Below are 19,196 nucleotides of genomic sequence, written 5' to 3'. Positions count from 1 at the left end.
CCCGCCCGTACTAGGGGCGGGTTTTGTTGATCATCTTGCCGTTCAAACTGATAATTTATCTTCTCAACCCGCCCGTACAGTAGTTAGTAAAGGCGGGTTTCTTATAGATATTTTGTCGCCCGTAAAGTAGAGATGGGAGGAACATCGCATCTGTACAATTACTGGCAGATAACCAACAATTAAAGACTGACCTTTGACAGATGACAAAACAAAAAAATTATGCGGCGATTGTGGAGCAGAGTCAAAGAAGAATTCCTGATTTGGCGGGTGGGTGTATTACCAGGCATGGCAGTGATTGGTCTGGTGATCATTGCCCGTTTGACTGGTTCTATGCAATCATTAGAGTGGCTAGCCTTCGATAATTTTCTCCGTCTGCGTCCTATTGAAGCTATTGACGAACGCATTGTCATTGTCGGAATTAACGAACAAGATATTCGCAATCTCAGAAAATACCCCATACCAGATCGAGAAATTGCAGCATTACTTTATAAATTGCATTCTTTGACTCCTAGAGTCATTGGTTTAGATCTTGTCAGGGATTTACCTGTAGAACCGGGACATACTGAACTTGTTGCTGCATTTAATCAAATCACAAATTTAATTGCGATTGAAAAAGTATTACCTGAGCAAATTGCCCCTCCGCCAACACTCTCTCCTGAGCAAGTTTGTTTTACAGATCAAATTACAGATGCTGATGGCAAGTTACGACGCAGCTTGCTCGCAACACCGACACCCCAAGGTTATAAATTTTCTCTGTCTCTTTGTTTGGCAAAAGCTTACTTAGCTCATGAGGGTTTGAGCTTAGAAAACGGTATTCGCGATCCTGAGACAATGAGGTTCGGTAGGACTGAGCTACCTAAATTTTCTCCAAATTCCGGGGGATATATTAGATCCGATGCTGGTGGAGTGCAGGTGTTGCTGAATTTTCGTAGTGGTGCAGAGCGATTTAGGATCTTATCTTTAAACGATATTAATACGGGGAATTTTAAACCAGAGTGGATACGCGATCGCATCGTCATTATTGGAATAACTGCCTCCAGTGTGAAAGACTTCATCACTACTTCTGCGGTTATATCAACCAAGCCTGCTAGCGGACGCATTTTTGGAGTAGAAGTTCAAGCACATGCTATTTCCCAAATTATCAATGCAGTACTTGATTCTAGAGCACTGTTTAATTCTTGGTCAGACTGTTGGGATTATATATGGATATTGGGCTGGGGCAGCTTGGGAATTGCTTTAGCCAAACTTACCAAGTCTCCATACATAAACCTCTTTGCTGTCATTGTTGCTGGCAGTGGTTTAATTATTACTAGTTACTTACTTTTGTTCTACTGGGGTTGGTGGGTTCCATTAATACCAGCAATACTTGTTTTAAGTTTGAATGGTATTGCAATGACTGCTTTGTATCAATACGATCAAGCATTACGTTCTAGAATTGAAGCCCGTCAAGCCTTAATTGAACGTACATTTGAAACTATTCACAACGGCCCTTTGCAAACTCTTGCTAAAGCATTAAAACGTGTACGAGAAAAAGATGCAAGTGATGAAGTACTTACAACACTAGAAAAAGATTTAGAAAAATTAAACTATGAACTTCGAGGAATATATGAATTTTTACAACGAGAACCTCTATCTCAAGATAGAAGTCTTTATTTAGGAAATGGTTTATCGATAAGTTTGGAAGATCCAATTCATGCAGTTCTTTATCAAGTTTATAGTCATACACTAGAGCGAGAATTTCCATGCTTTAGTACTTTGAAAGTAAAAATAGTAACATTTGACCCTATAGATGAACGCTGCTTAAGTATAGAACACAAGCGTGGGCTGTGTCGGTTTTTAGAGGAAGCTTTGTGCAATGTTGGCAAGCATGCTATCAGTGTCACTCGTCTAGAGGTTAGTTATACTAAAAACGAAGGCTGGTACACTCTAAAAATTATTGATGATGGTTTAGGAATAGTTTCTTTTAGAGAAGGCCGGGGAACACAACAATTTAGAAATTTAGCTAGACAATTGAAAGGAAAGTTTACGCGATTGCCCCTTTCTCCGAGAGGAACTCTATGTGAATTATCTTGGCCAGTGACTAAGTTCTTCCTTTGGAGACATTTTTAGTATAATTTGAGTTTAAGCCTCTAAGATTTAGTTGTAGCACTTAATTATTAGTTAATATTAATTTAATAATAAATTAATGTTTTTGTCGTTAAAAACTTTGCATTCCATTTCCTGGGAAAGTGAATAAGATATAGTTAAGTATATATATCGTCAAATCAAAAAAATAAAAAATTTATACTGCAGAGTTGTAGTTAAATAAAATTCAGATTTTTAGTTACTACTACGGAGTGAAGAAAACTTAGTCCTTATTTGCTAAACATGAAAGAGAGTGAGAGTTGAAAAGCACAATCGCGATTTCGCAAAAACTTATTTATGTATATGTCAAATTTTTATCAGGAAACCTAAACCAAGGAGAGTGATTATACTGGGAAAAGAAAAATTGGATACAAATCATAGATAGCAAAAGTCCATAAAAATTAATGTATTTTTCTGTAAAATAAACGGCTAAAATCAGAAGTGAATTGAGACGTTTCTAGTAATACAATATATGGTAAATAGTTCTTTAACCCTCTATAGTTACTCCTACCAAAGTGCTATATGTACTGCTAGAATGCAAGAATCTTGTCAATCATGATTCACAACCAAAGAATTTCAAGAATAATTCTTGAGTGTGAATATTCAACAGTAGATTAAACAAGCTTGTAGTAGTAGAACCGGTTTGTTGTCTGACTAGAGTAATCAAAGAGGGTAAATTTATAACCTTTTATTGATAACTTTCTAGTGCAATGCCAGAGGGAAAGATGATGATTCGCAGAAAGTGGCTCTTGCACAAATCTTTTAATCCCAGGGTTTTATTAATTAGTGCTTTGACAATAACGCTTTCGTTGACTCAGGTGACGTTAGCTGCTTATCAACCACCGCGCGATCAAAAATCGCCAAGTGGGTATACAGACTCATCAGGAACAAGAGGGAGGTGCAAGGCTTCCCAAGCTGCCTCTTTAAGGCTACTTGCTCCCATCACTCATGTTGGGCAGACTACTTCATCTCACCCAACTTTTGCTTGGTTGCTACCCGCTCAAGAAAAAATACCGATCGAATTTACGCTCTATCAAATAGATAACAATGATCAGCTCAATTTAGCTTATAAGCTGGAAGTAGAGAGTTCTCCTGGCATCATGAAGTTATCTTTACCACAAACTTTACCAGGTTTGACTACTGGTCAAAGATATTTATGGCAAGTAGAAGTCTTGTGTAATCGCAACCGTCCATCACACAATCTAGTTGCTAGGGCAGAACTTGATATTGTAGCAATGCCAACAAATTTGAAAAATCTACTAGCTCGCAGTCAAAATCGCTTGCAAAGAGCTAACCTGTATGCTGAAGCAGGTATGTGGTATGACGCACTAGCCGAAGCTCTAAATTGTAGCCAAGGAGAATTGGGAAAAGTTGCAACTAGTTTACTGCAAGACCTTGCTAATTTAGAAAAACCATCCAAAGATGGGATTTCTCTAGGTATGCCTTAGCCCAAATTATGGTGGTATACTATCATACTCTGTTAATCAAACTGAATAAAAATGTTTGCCTGTAGTGAGGAATAAAGTCCTTACTACAAAATGCCTTTGCATGGATTTTAGGATTCTGCAAAATATTTTCTACATGAAATTAGCAATGCCAATTATTGATTTTAATACTGCTTTTAGCAGAAGAAATGCGATCGCATGATGACTGCGATATCACCACAAACAGGCAGGCTTTTATCCAGTTGAACTATAAAAAGCTTTTATTGCTAGCTTTACTGCACCTACACAGCTAGTGTGCCAGTTGCGTAAGTTACACACCTATTGAAAGAAACCTATCTAAAAGTAGATTTCGCTAGGTTCTCATAAGGTACTACTGTGGGATGGAACTCTGTGAATGCAGATGCCAATACAGAAAGAAATAGTATTCTCAAAAAGCTAGAATGCTAAACGAACAAATCAAGTTGAAGTGGCAAAAGACTAGCAAGTTCAATCTCATCTCTAGTCTTCGCGCACGTTTATTTATACTGGTTTTGTTATCCATATTCCCGGCATTGGGATTGATTGTTTACACAGCTTTAGAACAACGGCGTTCAGCAATAGCAGAGGTGCAAAAACAGGCACTACGGCTTGTGCACTTAGTAGCTAACAATCAAACGCAAGCCACTGAGGGAACAAAACAACTGCTGATCATATTGTCCCAACTTCCGGAACTGCGCGAGGATAATACAGATGAGTGCGATCGCCTCCTAGCAAACTTGCTTAAGCAATATTCTGCCTATGATCATCTCGGTGTACTAAATACTGACGGAAAAACTGTTTGCAGTGCTGATCCTGCTCGCAAACACATTAATCTAGCACAAGAGAGCAGTTTCCAACGTGCCTTGAAAACTCGGAAATTTGCAGTCGGTGATTACCAAATTGATCGAGTAAGTAAAAAAGGGATTATTAACTACGCTTATCCGATCCTCGATCATACAGGTCAGGTTCAACTTATTGTGATCGCGGCACTGAATTTAGCTTGGTTAAACCAGCTAGCTATGCAAGTCAAGTTACCTGAAAATTCCGTGCTTAGTGTAGTTGATCGCCAAGGTACGCTGTTGGTTCGCTATCCAGAACCTCAAAAATGGGTAGGAAAAACTTTGCCCAAAGAAACCTTCGACAGGATGATTCAAACCCAGGAAAAAGGCGCTGCTCAGATCATTAGCCTTGATGGTGTTCCACGTATCTTTACACTAGTAGCAATAAACGATTTATCACAAAATACAAATTATTACGTTGGCATTGGTTTTCCCCCGTCAGTTGTCTATTCTCAAGTAAATGAGCATTTAGCATGGAACCTTACAGCGCTAGGAGTTGTTGCTGTTTTAGGGCTGATTGGTGCTTGGGTAGGAGGAGATATATTATTTTTGCGACAAGTAAAGTCTCTTGTACATTCAACACAACAACTAAAGAACGGCAACCTTAGTACCCGTAGTGAATTAACCGAGCAAGCCGACGAATTAGGTTTAATTGCTCGTGCTTTTAATGACATAGCAGAAGTACTTGAGCAGCAAGTTAACGAATTAAAAACATTATTTGATTTTATTCCCGTTGGAATCGCGATCGCCGAAGATCCAAACTGTCATTATATTCATTTCAACTCTACTGCTGCAAAGTTATTTCGATTAGCTTTTGACGCTGATGGTTGTAAAATCTCAACTCAATGTCTACAAGCTTCACCATCCAAGCTATATCATCAAGGTCAAGAAATACTGACTGACAAACAACCTTTACAATACGCCATTACCCAAGGTGTGAAAGTTAAAGACTTAGAACTTGATTTAGTGCATGAGGATGGCACATTAATTACTTTACTTTGCTATGCAGCGCCTCTTTTCGATCAAAAAGGCCAATCGAAAGGGGGAATTTGCGTTTTTCTGGATATTAGCGAGTGCAAGCATACGCAACAAAGATGTGAGCAAATACTAAAACGAGAACAAACAACCCGTGCCGAAGCCGAGGCAGCAATACGTGTTAAAGAAGAATTTCTCAGCGTTGTTTCTCACGAGTTACGCTCACCCCTAAACCCCATAATCGGCTGGGTACAACTTCTCAAATCACGCAAGTTTGATGAGAAAACTACTGCTTGTGCTCTAGATACTATCGAACGCAACGCCTTATTACAAGCACAACTCGTTGAAGACTTATTAAATCTCTCTCACACCTTGCGTGGCAACATGGTTTTAAAAGTTGCTCCAGTTGATATAGTGACTATAATTAATACCGCAATAGAAAGCATCCAAGTAGCGGCACAAGCTAAAAACATTACCATTAAAACCAAGTTTGAGTTGAATACAGGCATAGTATCAGCAGATACTGGCTGTTTGCAGCAAGTATTTTGGAATCTACTTTCTAACGCAGTTAAGTTTACGCCCAATGGGGGCAAAGTAGAAGTCCTATTTAATACAGTAGATGCAATGGCTCAAATACAGGTTAAAGATACAGGCAAAGGCATTGCTCCTAAGTTTCTACCCCATGTATTTGAGTACTTCCGACAAGAAAATAGTGCTACAACTCGTGAATTTGGCGGATTGGGGCTAGGGCTAGCTCTTGCCCGCTATTTTACAGAATTACATGGCGGTTCCATCCAAGCATATAGTCAAGGAGAAGGGCAAGGAGCAACATTTACAGTCAAGTTGCCATTGTTAAAGCGGCAGCAAAGAGAGTGGGAGTTAAGAATAGAAAAACAAGTTGAGCAAGCCTCTGTGCTAGAGGAATCCTTTAGGAGATGGGGCAGATATAGAGTATAAGATTTTGTGTTTAGTCGGTAGGTGCGCGATCGCAAAGCGCAACGCACCAATGATGAGTGTATCCGATTGCTTCTAACAATACACTCAATATCCCGACACCATAGAAGGGTGCAGCTATATAAACCCAGCCTGCATAGGCTAGTTAAGTTTATTACTATTGCCAAATTCTCTACTTGACTTTGGGCGATCACAACTCTATTGTTGGATGGTTTATACAAGACGTGCTCAGTACAGCTTGAAAAACTCTACATATCTACTCTGTATTAAGGTAAAACGCCTAATGCCTTGACTATGCTTTTAAACACTGCATTTTTCCGCTTAAATACTTGCACTTGCACTAAACTTAGGCTACAGATTTTCTGTTGAGCTTTATTTTCTCAGTAATATCTACTATTACATTTAGGAAGGGAGAATTTGCAGAAGTTGTTAAACTTAAATTTTTAATAGTCAAAAATAAAGTATGAATGTAGCGACTACCGTAAATTCAAATATACGAGTATTATTGCTTACTCTTAAATGTTAAAAGTGCGGAAAATCAATGATTTATCTGAGATTTTTTAGTCAGGAGTTGATATGAAAAGTGATATAGCAGTAGAACAATTACGTCGCTATCAAGAGTATGGGGAATCTATTCTGCAAAGCCTAGAACTAGTGTCACAGAATCCACCTCCTCAAGAAAGCTGGGTGCCTACAAGTATTCATGAAAACATCCGCTATCTGCAACAGTCAGCTCAAAGAGTAGTAGAACTTGCCTCCTCACCCGTGAAAATTGGGATCATGGGAGAATTTAGTAGTGGCAAAACTTTGCTACTTGGTAGTTTAATTGGCTATGCCGATGCTTTGCCAGTGAGTGAAACACCAACTACAGGTAACGTCACGGCTATTCACCTGCATCAACAATCAAACTTACAAACAACTCAAATTAGCAAGTTTACAGTAGAATATTTATCTCATGAAGGGGTGAAAGAGTGTCTGCGTTTTATGCTCAAGGAAGCAGAGGTACGAGCAAAAGCAGCAGATATATCTTCGACAGAGATTGCATCTGTGCAAACTTTGTACCCGACGATGGCTGTTGATAGTAACGCTATCCTCAGATGGTGTGAACTAGTCTGGAATCAAACGCAAAGTTTAGAATTACGCTCATTACTACGAGAATTAGTTGGATTTTTGCGTACGTATAGCGCCTACGGTAAAGAAATTGGCGGTAAAAGTTATCAGATCGACCATATTACAGCTAAAAAAGGGCTGAGACTAGCTGAACCACCCATGAATATTTTGGAACTCAGCTTTGCCCAACTACCACCCCCCCCCATGCCTTGGGAAAGTTTTGCCCAGCCTACAGCAATAGATTTGCAGAAAAGTTTTTCTTTGATTCGGCGGATTGATGTCACGGTTGAGGTAGCAAAGCAAGTTTGGGATTTGTCTGGGTTGCAAGGAACAAATGAATTTATACTTTTAGACTTTCCAGGATTGGGTTCTGCCGATTCTGGTGTGCGGGATGCTTTTTTATCGTTGCGAGAACTAGCAGATGTACAAACTATCTTGTTACTACTCAATGGCAGATATCCCGGTGGGGCGATCGCTTCCAAAATTCGCACGATGTTGGAACGAGATAAGGGACAAGATTTAAGAGATAGAATTATTGTTGGCGTCGGGCGTTTCAACCAACTGCCTCTAACTTTAAGTGACGAACGGGCGATTGATGAACTTGTAGATGAGCCGTTACTTTCAGAAGAAGCAGTCTTAGAACGATTAGGCATCCTTCAACTTACCATTGCCAGTGCCAGCAACTTAACAACAGAGAAAAAAAATATTGTTTTACTATCGCAACTTTACGGGTTAACGAAACTTGCCGAACTATCTTCACTGGTGCAAGTTTCCTCCCCAGAATTTTTACCCGAACTAGATCTGCCCAACAAATTTCAGGAAATAGAACTGCGAGAGAAATGGGAGCAATTAAGTAAAATGCTACCTACTTCTAGCACCCTGCACAAACAACTCAGCGACTATGTTGAAGATGGAGGCATGAGTCGGTTGCGATCGCTGCTTAGGGATCATGTAGCGCAGCATGGCATGAAACAACTTGTGGAAGATACCATTAGGGCTGCTCACGATTTGCGCAAACAACAGCATCACCTTAAAACTCTCTTAGAAGAAATTCCATCATATATTCCTGTCCAAGAAAACCCTGCTTTTCTGAACTTAAGAGAAGCAATCGAAAATATAGTGACTATCTACAGACAATTTCAAACAGATTTAGAAAAACAGCCAATATTACATAATCGTAACGGTATAGCTGTGAGTGATGTAGTGAAAGACGAACTCACTAATAAAATTTTCTTTGATTGGAGTGAATGGACATTACTGTTTGATCGAACTAAAAATGGCACGATCGCTCTCACCAAAAGCGAAAGTTTTTTTGACGATGAAGAGATAGAAGATTCCATCCCTACTAAAAGCGACGATTTTTATCCGGCATTTGTACAAACCGTTCAGGAAATGCAAGTTTTTGCCCACGATCGCACAAAAGAGGCAGTCACAGATTTGTTTAGCAAATTGTCACTAGAAGTGGCGAGCGATCGCAACACAGTCAATGCACTGATACTACCAGAGATGGAACAGTATATTCAGGAAAACTTTGGTAGAAATCAACTCCGCCTCTTCCGTAATCTTTTACGAGCAATTGAGCCAGCAAATAAATGGCAAAAATTGATTATCGAACACAGCGGGCTGGCTGGCGGTACTATCTCCATCAACGCCGATGCCTTATTTCCTCTAGCACGCAAAGATGATAGACATCCAAACGGTCAAATTTTTGATTGGAGTCCTGATAAAAAATCTCCAGTTCCCCCTAGACCATTTAATCATCAAATTGCTGTTTTGCGATTGCGCGATGAGATTACAGCCAGTGCTGGTTTGCATCTTGTTCAATACGTAAGCCAGTTAACAAAACAGGTGAAACTGTCTTTTTCAAGAGCACTAAAGGAAATTGTAGACAGCCTCCAAGAACTTTTGAAATCTAAACACGAACCATTACTGCGATATATTGCCGCCGCTGAAGAACGTAACTCAGGCTCTACCCCTACTTGGCTAAAGACACTCTCTCAAGTTGCAACTATTTCTGAGCCAGAGAGTTAGTGGTTAGTAGAGGCGGGTTTTGTTGATAATCTTGCCGTTCAAACGGATAATTTATCTTCTAAAGCCGCCCGTACAGTAGTTAGTGGTTAGTAGAGAATTTTTACTTGTTAACTACTATCCCCCCAGCCCTATCCCCTGTTCCCTATCCCCTATCCCCTATAAAAATGCCCGTCAAAATTGAACTTTTTAATCGCTATCAACTGCGTACTCATCAAAACGATCCATCACTGTTGCTATTACCAGCAATCGAAATCAAACCAATTCCCAGTCTCAACTTACCCTATATCTCCCGAATTAATATCTCTGTGAGCGGTTTGCCAAAAGACTTGGCAACACAGATGCAAGCGGCGTATAAAAGTGTAGACTTTGGCACTAATAGACTATTAAAACTTGCTACACCTCAAAGATTGCGTCAAAGTGATTGTCGATGGAATCAACCTTTACCACCAGGTGTCAACTGCACTTTACAGGTAACCGTGGAGTATTTTGACTCTGATAATATGGATCAACCAAATTTGTCTAGCAGCAAACGTACTCTCGCGGAATGTAATATCTGGACTTATCCAATTAAAGATTATTCCCTGAAAGAACCGCTAATGACTTTTACAGAATTTACAGATTCAGTCTTAAACCCAATTAAGAGTACAGCATCTCCACCATCCCCAGAAACAGAATTAGCACCAGAAACTCAAAAGTCAGAAATCACCTATCCTGGCTGGTTTGCCATTGATTTTGGCACTTCTAACTCTACAGTTACGCTTTACGATCCCAAAGTGATTGTTACACCCCATAGTTTGCCCAGCGAACAAGAATTAAAGTTACGCGATCGCCTCTCGGCATGGATAACTCAACGCCCTGTAGATGATGTGCTTGGTGTGAGTCGTGAGGCTTGGGTGCAAGAGTGGCAAAGATTTCTGGCAGAAGTTAGTAAAAACCTACAAGACAATACAGTAAATCTACGCAATCTGCATGGTGAAAATTTTTTAGAGGCAATTCGGCAGATAGAAATTGCTCTAAGCAAGCGCTTGCCTTGGTTTCGTCGTGCTGCAAGCAGGCGCTTAAATCAAATTTATCACGAAGTTTTTCGCGTTCCTGCTCTAGAGTGGCAAAGTTTGATACCAGTAGAATTAGATAAAGATCGTCGTTTAAGTGAAATTCCGAGTGAGTTAGAAGTTATTAGTCTGGAACCAACTTTACCAACAGACGATCCAGCCAAAGTTAAAGTTAGCTTGGGTGAACAAGCTAAACAGCATCGACTTGATACTATTAGGTTAGGAGAGGAAATTGGCGGTAGATTCTTGCATTCACCCAAACGCTATTTTGGGCAAGAACGCTCTTTTCCAATTACTCTTAATGATAAAGAAGATAATATTCCTGTAAATAAGCTCCTGCAAGCAGCTTATGCCCAATTAATGAATTTGACGGAAGAATACCGTCAGCGATCGCTCAAATGTTCTCAAGGTAAATTTTATCGGGCAGTTGTAACTTATCCGACAATAGCTTCACCATTTGTCCGCCGAGAAATTGAACAATTGGTAAAACAATTAGATATCGAAGATGTACAGATGGCTTACGATGAAGCTGTCTCGGTGGCGATATTTTTTTTGTGGCGAGAATTTGGCGGTGACTTAAACTTAGGAATTGAGTCTTTTAAAACTCGCTGCCGTCAAGATGGAGATAAATGGTGGCAAAATGTTCTAGTGTTAGATATTGGCGGTGGAACTACTGATTTGGCACTGATTCGCCTTGCCTTAGAAGAAATCAACCCCTTCGAGCCTGGTGAAGATAGAGGTGATGGTGGACGCTACTATAAACTTACACCAAAACTGTTGGGTTCTTCTGGTCATTTGCAATTGGGTGGCGAGTTGATCACACTGCGGTTGTTTCTGCTGTTGAAGGCAGCGATCGCCGATTGCTTGCTCAGTGCCATAGCAGAAGATATTTTGCCCAAAGATGTCTTAAAAGTTCAGCCAGAAGAATTGAGCGATCGCTTTCTTGATAACGGTAAATTTCAAAAAGGTTCGCTGTTAGCTTGTGTAGATAACGAAATCCGCGAAGGGGAAGCTTACAAAGAAGCTTTAAATGATGCGGAAAAAGTTTTGCCCACTCGTTGGAAGAATGCACCTTCTCGCGCCCAAACTTTTTACAGTTTGTGGGAATATGCTGAAGCTGCCAAAATTACACTTGGACAAAAAAACAATACATCAGATGCATCGGTATTTATCTTAGATGGGCAAAAAATTTCAGAATTGCTGGCACAACATGATATTTACTTGCCCAGTAGTGCAATTGATAGCCTCAGCGTTACACTCACAGTCGAACAATTTGAAAAAGCAGTGGCACCCGTTGTACGTGAAGCCATTGGCATTGCCCAAGGATTAATCGAAAATGCCTTAAAAAACCAATCAGAAACAGTAGATTGGTTAATTCTCTCTGGCAAAACTTGCAATTTAGAATTAGTTGAACGTGAACTTTATCGAGTATTTAGCAAGTCTGATTATTTTGTTTGGAACGAAGAACGCGTTACCTTTGAACCCGAATATACTAAGTTAGCAACTTCAGCAGGAGCTTGTTTTGCTGAAAAACTCCGACAATTAAGTTTCGCTCCCCAACAAGCAAAAGAACTGCTTCGCAAAGGAGCCAACCAATTATATATAGATGTCAAAAACCTATTTTATTTTCTTCCTTGCTCCTTTGTACGAGAAGTAATTGGCGGTAGCCCCGATCCAATTTTTCATGCCGGGCAAGAACTATATCAACTCCAAGCCGGAGATGCGATGGCAAAGTTTCGTAGTCGCTGGTTGGGAATGCAATTAACTAACAATATCAGGCGTCAAGACTTTGAGAATATGAAACTCCAGCTTTGGGGTAGCTACAACGGTGATGCTTTAATGAAAAAGCTAGGCATAATTGAGGAAGATTTTAAGAATTCTATTCAAGTTCAGTTTGAAATTAATCAAAAATTAGATATAGACTTGCTACTTTGTCGGGGTAATCCTCATTATCTCATTTCTAGAAACATTCCTTACCTTGATGCAGCGAAAGCTATAGGCGTACCAGCATTGATTTCCAGTGATGTTAGGGTAATATGCGATATTGCAGTCAATGTTGCTGAATCTGCTAGTGTTCTTAAAACAGATGCTCACACTGTAGTATTTGCAGCGGAAACAGACTACAGCAAAGATTTACGAGTTTTTCGCGATTATGATGGTGGCATACAACAAAGCATGGGTTTAATTGCAGAGTTACCTCCATTTCCTGCCAGTGGCAAACATAGTTTTTACTTCCAATTTCGTAATCCAGAATCGAATAAATGGGAATTAATTGGCGAATTACCACAACCAGAAGTCAAAACCGAATATCCTTGCAAATATTATGCCTCTATTAACGAGCAAGGTGTATTGCGAGTCCATGTCTTTGAAGTGCCTTATTGGACATCACTAAATCCTGAATGTCTCAAGCAAGAAGGTTGTGTTTTTCGAGACTCTTTGCAAGCACAATCGAATAATGTTGAGACAGAACGCGATCCGTTTTGTGGATTGCATTGATTGCAAAGTTGCTCCATTGCCGTAAGCGATCGCTATTTTTTAAACCTTGTCAGTAACGCACCACGGCTAATTCTAATTCTTTTATACTCTCAAATTTTTGCATAGCCGTAACACAACAGCAGTTTTGCGGGAAGAAAATCTACACCGCAAACTGCCTCCCCTACAAATTGAAATTTTTATTTGAAACGAGAGACTTCTCACTTTACACTGCAACATCCGAAGTGAAAGCTGATTTGTTGGTGCGATCGCTTCTTTAAATAACTGCCAAAAAAATCATCCTCTTTATTGCTAAAAATTATCAACTATATTGTATAATGAACAGCGATCACTATCATCATACAGATAGTAGACTACTGTATAGCTAACTAATTTTTGCAATTATTTCTCATTATATAGTTTTACAGTGAGATAATTTACTCAAGCATTTACCATGACCCTAAGCATAAAAATACAAGACTGGATAGAAATGTGGGATGAAACAGCCCAAAGTATCACATCTAATCCAGATTTGCAGCCATTTGAATATATATCTCAATTACCTCAGCGATGGGGTCAAGGTGAGATAAAAAATCTGAAGATACATCCAGAAATTTGGTTAACAATTTTTGACTATGAATTGCGTGAAAATTTATTGGTGCAATACCCAGAGTCGGATCATCCGTTACAATTCTGTGTGAGTTTATGCGGAACTTATATTGATGAATATGGTGGAATGTTAGGAGCAGGGTATACCGCCATATCTGGGAGTGGTGTACAACGTCAGATGCTTGTCAAGTCTTCTAAATCTAGACATATAGGTATTGATATCCACATGTCACCTGATGTACTGCGGACTTTTTTTCCTAGTCGTGATGGCGAAATGCTTCCGCAATTGCAGTTATTAGCTAAGGGTAATGACTGGCAAACCTTAATTTATCCAGAAACTACAACTGCTATTGAACAAGTTACTAGGCAAATAATTAACTGTCCCTATCACGACACCACAAAGCAGATATATTTGCAAGGAAAAGTCATAGAACTTATGGCTTTGCAGTTAGCGCCAATTTTAAATGACCAAAGCCAACTACCACAACTACCAAGGCTCAAACCCACAACTGTTAACCGTATTCACCATGCCAGAGAAATTTTACACTTTCGTCTAGAAAATCCACCCTCGTTAGTGGAATTAGCACAAATAGTAGGAGTTAGTGACAGGACTCTACGCTATGGATTTAAAACATTATTTGGTACAAGCGTCTTTAATTATCTCACACAGAAGCGTCTGGAACGAGCCGAACAACTGCTGCGAAATGGTGGAGTCACAGTAGCAGAAGTAGCTAACTTATTAGGTTATTCTCATTTAGGACACTTTGCGGCGGCTTTTAAACGCCAATTTGGGATTACACCCAGTGAATGTTTGTTAGGTAAAAAATCTATTTCTTGACAAAAATATATACCAAATATAGCATTTAATAAAGTGTTTCAAAAGTATTTTATTAAATGTGATGGAAGTTAAAATTAATCTTGAGAACATTCAAACTCTCACCGACTTTAAGCGGAATGCCAAGGACTACGTAGAAAAGATCAAGCTGACAAAATCTCCGCTTGTGCTAACGGTTAATGGGAAAGCAGAGGTTGTAGTCCAAGAAGCGCAAGCGTTTCAAGAAGTAATGGATAAGCTTGAGCGTTTGGAGGAGGAATTGAAGACACTCAAACTTGAGATTTTACGAAGAGAAATAGCTATTGGAATCGAGCAACTTGATCGCGGTGAATATACAGAATACGATGAAGAATCGCTCTCAACCTTTTTTGAAGATATCAAAGCAAGGGGGCGCAAGAGGTTGGAGGATAGCAACACTCCGTGAACCGATTTATAATTTCTACTCAAGCAGCGCTTGACCTTGAAAATATCTGGAACTATGTTGCCAAAAATAACCCACGATCTGCTGATAAACTTTTTGATCGGCTGCGGGAAAAGTTTGCTAAACTTGCCAAATTACCGCAAATGGGAGAGAGGCGCGAGAACTTAGCTATTTCCCTGCGTAGTTTTCCTGTCGGAAATTACCTGATTTTTTACCGCACTATATATGAAGGAATTGAAATTGTGCGTATTATTCATGGTTCACAAGACATAGAACAAATCTTTCAAGAGGTTGAGGATACAGATGATATTTAACGCTCTTGGTATACCAAATATCTATTTTTGTCAGTTTACCTTGATGTGAGGGTGTGTTGTTGGATAAAAAATGAGCATTAATGCCGTTTATGGATATTAACGCCATATTTGGATAGACGCGATCGCACCTACTTCTCTAAACTACCTCTAAGTACAGTTGATAAGTTTACGCAATAAGTTCTGACTGGTGTGGAGAGTAGAGTGAATAGATTGATATTTCTAGCAAATATGCGTTTCTGGCTAGGGGCAAGTTTATTAGGATATTTTATTAGTTGTGCAAATCCTCAACCTGTTTTGGCACAAGTGAAGCCGAAAACTAGGGAAATTATCGAATTAGGCAAATTTAAAGCCCCAATTACTACTATTGATGGTTTGCTGTCTCAGTCACCAACAAACACACCTGCAACTCCAGGAGATATTGTCACAATTACAGGGGTGAAAGCCAATCCCACCGATAAAGGTGTGGAAGTGATTTTAGAAACAAGCCTTGGGGAAAAACTGCAAGTCGCCAATCGTAGTACGGGTAACAATTTTATTGTTGATATCACCAATGGACAATTACGATTGCCTAATGGAGACACTTTTACATTTAAATCCGAAAAACCTCTATCGGGAATTACGGAAATAACAGTTACAAATATTGATAAAAATACTGTGCGGGTGACAGTAGTTGGTGAGAAATCTTTACCTGCGGTTGAGTTATTTGATGGAGATGAAGGGCTGATTTTTGCTGTCGCATCTGCGGAAATGGCACAAAACCCCACCCCGTCTACGGCACCCCTCCCCTTACCAAGGGGAGGGGAAGGGGAGGGGTCAGAAGAACCCATAGTGCAGCAGGATGAGCCGATTGAGTTAGTAGTGACGGGGGAACAAGATGGCTATCGTGTGCCGAATACAAGTACAGGGACGCGGACGGATACGCCATTGCGAGATATTCCCCAATCAATTCAGGTGATCCCGCAAGAAGTAATCCGCGATCAAGGAGCCGATGTATATTCTGCGTTGAGAAATGTCGCCAGCATTCGGCAAAACAACCCTTCTAGCTTTCCTTCAATTCGGTTAACTAATCGAGGCTTTTTTATCAATGATTTCTTTGGCAATACCCTAAGAAACGGCATTAAAGATATTGGTGCGACAATTGGAGCCGAACTCGCCGGAATTGAAAGAATCGAAGTTTTTCAAGGCCCTGCATCCGTGCTGTTTGGTAACGCACCTCCAGGTGGGTCGATTAATTTGGTAACTAAACAACCACTCCGCGACCCTTACTATTCAGTTGAAGCAAATTTTGGGAGTTATGATTTTTATCGCGGTGCATTAGATATATCGGGGCCGCTAGATCCTGACAAGAAAGTTTTGTATCGACTAAATACAGCTTATAAAACTCAGAACTTTTTTCATGACTTCTCTGAACGCAGAGTTTTTGTAATTGCTCCAGTTATCAGTTTTGAAATTGGAGAAAACACGAAATTAACACTGGAAGCAGACTATGTAGATGTAGAAACTGATAACCTTTTCCTTGGTTTACCTTTAGTCGGCACGGTACTTCCCAACCCAAACGGCAAAATACCCCGTAACCGCAATCTCAACAAAGGCTATAACCAATTCGATTCGGCTTTGCGGATTGGATACGCATTAGAGCATAAGTTTAGTGATAACTGGTCACTACGAAATACTTTTCGATATGGAGATGTTAATTATCGAAATCGAGGTTATGGAGTCTCTACTCAACTTTTGCCTGACAATCGGACTGTAACCAGAGGATTTACAGAACGTTCAGAGCTTTTATATTCTGAGTACAACCTTCTCACAGATGTTATTGGCAAGTTTTCCACGGGATCAATTGAACATCAACTGCTATTTGGAGTTGATTTGAGAAGATTGGATACAGATACCATAGTAATTAATAGAGCTGGTACACCAATTGATCTGTTTAATCCTGTTTATGGTCTACCACCAGGGGCAATTACGTCTAGAACTGATACCAATACCCTCACAGATCAACTTGGTATCTACATACAAGATCAAGTCACCATAGCAGAAAACTTAAAATTGCTTTTGGGAGTTCGATTTGATACTTTCAGACAAGACAACCAAAACCGTCTCACTAATATTGAAACGAGTCAATCAGGTGATTCATTTAGTCCTCGTGTGGGGATTGTGTATCAACCTATTCCACCCATTTCGCTCTATGCTAGTTACACTCAATCATTTAATCCAGTGATTGGTACAGCTTTTGATGGCAGCACATTTGAGCCAGAACAGGGAAAACAGTATGAAATTGGAGTCAAGGCAGATTTAACTGATCGACTTTCTGCGACTTTAGCTTTCTATGACTTGACTCGTAGCAATCTCTTGACGACTGATACTAGACCTGGAATACCACTGGGCTTTTCTATCCAAACAGGTGAACAGCGAAGCCAAGGAATTGAATTTAATATTGCAGGCGAAATCTTGCCCGGATGGAATGTTTTTGCCAGCTATGCTTACACTGATCTTCGTGTCACTAAAGATAATATTCTTCCCATTGGTAGCAGTTTGAATGGTGTCGCAAAGAATGCCGCTAGTCTATGGACAACTTATGATATTCAAAACGGAAACTTACAAGGTTTAGGATTTGGTTTGGGACTATTTTATGTTGGAGAACGTTCAGGATTTCTTGATAATACTTACCAATTACCAGGCTACTTAACGACCGACGCTGCTATTTATTACAAACGAGACAGACTCCGTGCAGCACTGAATTTCAGAAATATATTTAACGTGGATTACTTTGAAAATTCTTTCGGTCGATTACGTGTTTCCTATGGTGCGCCATTTACGGTACAAGGAACTATTTCATGGGAGTTTTAAACAAGTTGAGATTAATAAAAGTATCCTGGCATAAGTTTACTTATCTATTGCTTTTAGGATTCTCAACATTGATATTTGCTACAGCTTGTGGTGTGGTCATAAATAACCAGACTACAAGTTTGTGGCAACCCTTGAAAGATTGTCGATTAATAAAGCACGTAATGGGAGAAACCTGTATTCCTAAAAATCCTAATCGCATTGTTACAGTCTCTCAATTTACCTTGGGTAATCTGCTTGTCTTAGGTCTGCAACCTATCGCTGGTGCTTCTGCTTTGACTGATTTAAATGGTTTTCCTAGCTATCTAGAACCTTACACAAAAAACGTAGCAAAGTTAGGCAATCAATATGAGCCAAGTTTAGAGAAAATAGCTTTGTTACAACCTGATTTAATCTTAGGTTGGGAAGCTATTCGTAAAGTTTATCCTCTGCTTTCTCAAATTAGTCCGACAGCAGTTGTTACTTGGAAAGGGACATCATCTTGGAAAGAACATTTTCAATTTCTAGCTCAAGCATTAGGAAAAGAAGAAGAATATCAAAAAGCTTGGGAACGTTATTTTCAAAGAATTAAGGAATTAAAAACAGCTTTAAATAATCGATATAAAGACAAGAAAATATCTGTCATTTCTTTTGGTAGCAGTTACGGCATCATTAGTTGGGTTAAAAGTTCATTTCCTGGTTCGATTCTAAACGACATTGGGCTGCAACAACCAAAAGCACAGGATATTATCTTACCTCGTGGTGATCGCATTTATGGTATTTCGGAGGAAAGGCTACAAGAAGTAAATGGAGACATTATTTTTATCCTAACTCTGAGGGAGCGTGACAGTAAAAAGTTGGAACAACTACAAAACAAGACTCTTTGGAAAACGCTCAAAGCTGTCCAGCAAGGACAAGTATACACTGTAGACGTGTTAACCTGGCTTGGCTCTAACTTAATTGCTGCGGATGCTGTGATTGATGATATTTACAGATACCTTGTCAACACACCTTAATTGTTATGCCTAAACACACTATATTCTTCTGTAAATCTTGCCACCATTCCTCAGAAAAAAGACCGAAAAATTCCCCATTTGATGGCACTATTTTACTCAATGAAATAAACACTCGGTTCCCAAAGCTAATGGTGAACATAATCATTCACAACTCG

Annotated in this window: 10 protein-coding genes; all 10 read left to right on the top strand. The window is 39.6% G+C overall.

Annotated features, from left to right (window positions below; all coding sequences use genetic code 11):
* Positions 1-219: 219 nt before the first annotated feature.
* The 10 genes from U2718_RS20330 to U2718_RS20285 all read left to right on the top strand — a co-directional run bounded on the left by U2718_RS20330 (position 220) and on the right by U2718_RS20285 (position 19,041).
* Positions 220-2,109 (top strand): CHASE2 domain-containing protein, encoded by a 1,890-nt coding sequence (locus U2718_RS20330; RefSeq protein ID WP_342002120.1) that lies wholly within the window; start codon positions 220-222, stop codon positions 2,107-2,109.
* A 725-nt stretch (positions 2,110-2,834) separates the two neighbouring features.
* Positions 2,835-3,572: a DUF928 domain-containing protein gene (locus U2718_RS20325; protein WP_342002121.1), complete on the top strand. Its 738-nt coding sequence runs from the start codon at positions 2,835-2,837 to the stop codon at positions 3,570-3,572.
* Between the two features lie 437 nt (positions 3,573-4,009).
* A complete protein-coding gene (locus tag U2718_RS20320) occupies positions 4,010-6,358 on the top strand; it encodes an ATP-binding protein (protein WP_342002123.1) in 2,349 nt (782 codons plus the stop codon).
* Positions 6,359-6,931: 573 nt separating this feature from the next.
* The gene (locus U2718_RS20315) at positions 6,932-9,496 is read left to right on the top strand and encodes a dynamin family protein (RefSeq protein WP_342002124.1); all 2,565 of its coding nucleotides are present in this window, start codon (positions 6,932-6,934) and stop codon (positions 9,494-9,496) included.
* Between the two features lie 164 nt (positions 9,497-9,660).
* Positions 9,661-13,044, top strand: a complete 3,384-nt coding sequence (locus U2718_RS20310; protein WP_342002126.1) for a molecular chaperone — start codon at positions 9,661-9,663, stop codon at positions 13,042-13,044.
* A gap of 430 nt (positions 13,045-13,474) precedes the next feature.
* Positions 13,475-14,467, top strand: coding sequence for an AraC family transcriptional regulator (locus U2718_RS20305; protein WP_342002127.1), 993 nt, complete (start codon positions 13,475-13,477; stop codon positions 14,465-14,467).
* A gap of 61 nt (positions 14,468-14,528) precedes the next feature.
* Positions 14,529-14,888 (top strand): type II toxin-antitoxin system prevent-host-death family antitoxin, encoded by a 360-nt coding sequence (locus tag U2718_RS20300; protein WP_342002130.1) that lies wholly within the window; start codon positions 14,529-14,531, stop codon positions 14,886-14,888.
* Complete coding sequence (locus U2718_RS20295) at positions 14,885-15,199, top strand: type II toxin-antitoxin system RelE/ParE family toxin (RefSeq protein ID WP_342002132.1); 315 nt, start codon at positions 14,885-14,887, stop codon at positions 15,197-15,199. The genes U2718_RS20300 and U2718_RS20295 overlap by 4 nt, the downstream gene beginning before the upstream one ends.
* Before the next feature lie 201 nt (positions 15,200-15,400).
* Entirely contained in the window at positions 15,401-18,049 is a 2,649-nt protein-coding gene (locus U2718_RS20290) for a TonB-dependent siderophore receptor (RefSeq protein ID WP_411813331.1), read from the top strand.
* A gap of 68 nt (positions 18,050-18,117) precedes the next feature.
* On the top strand, positions 18,118-19,041 hold the full coding sequence (locus U2718_RS20285; RefSeq protein ID WP_342002134.1) for an iron-siderophore ABC transporter substrate-binding protein: 924 nt from the start codon (positions 18,118-18,120) through the stop codon (positions 19,039-19,041).
* Positions 19,042-19,196 lie beyond the last annotated feature (155 nt).

The sequence above is a fragment of the Chlorogloeopsis sp. ULAP02 genome (assembly GCF_038404745.2).
Classification (GTDB): domain Bacteria; phylum Cyanobacteriota; class Cyanobacteriia; order Cyanobacteriales; family Nostocaceae; genus Chlorogloeopsis.
This window is presented reverse-complemented; position numbering and strand designations above follow the sequence as displayed.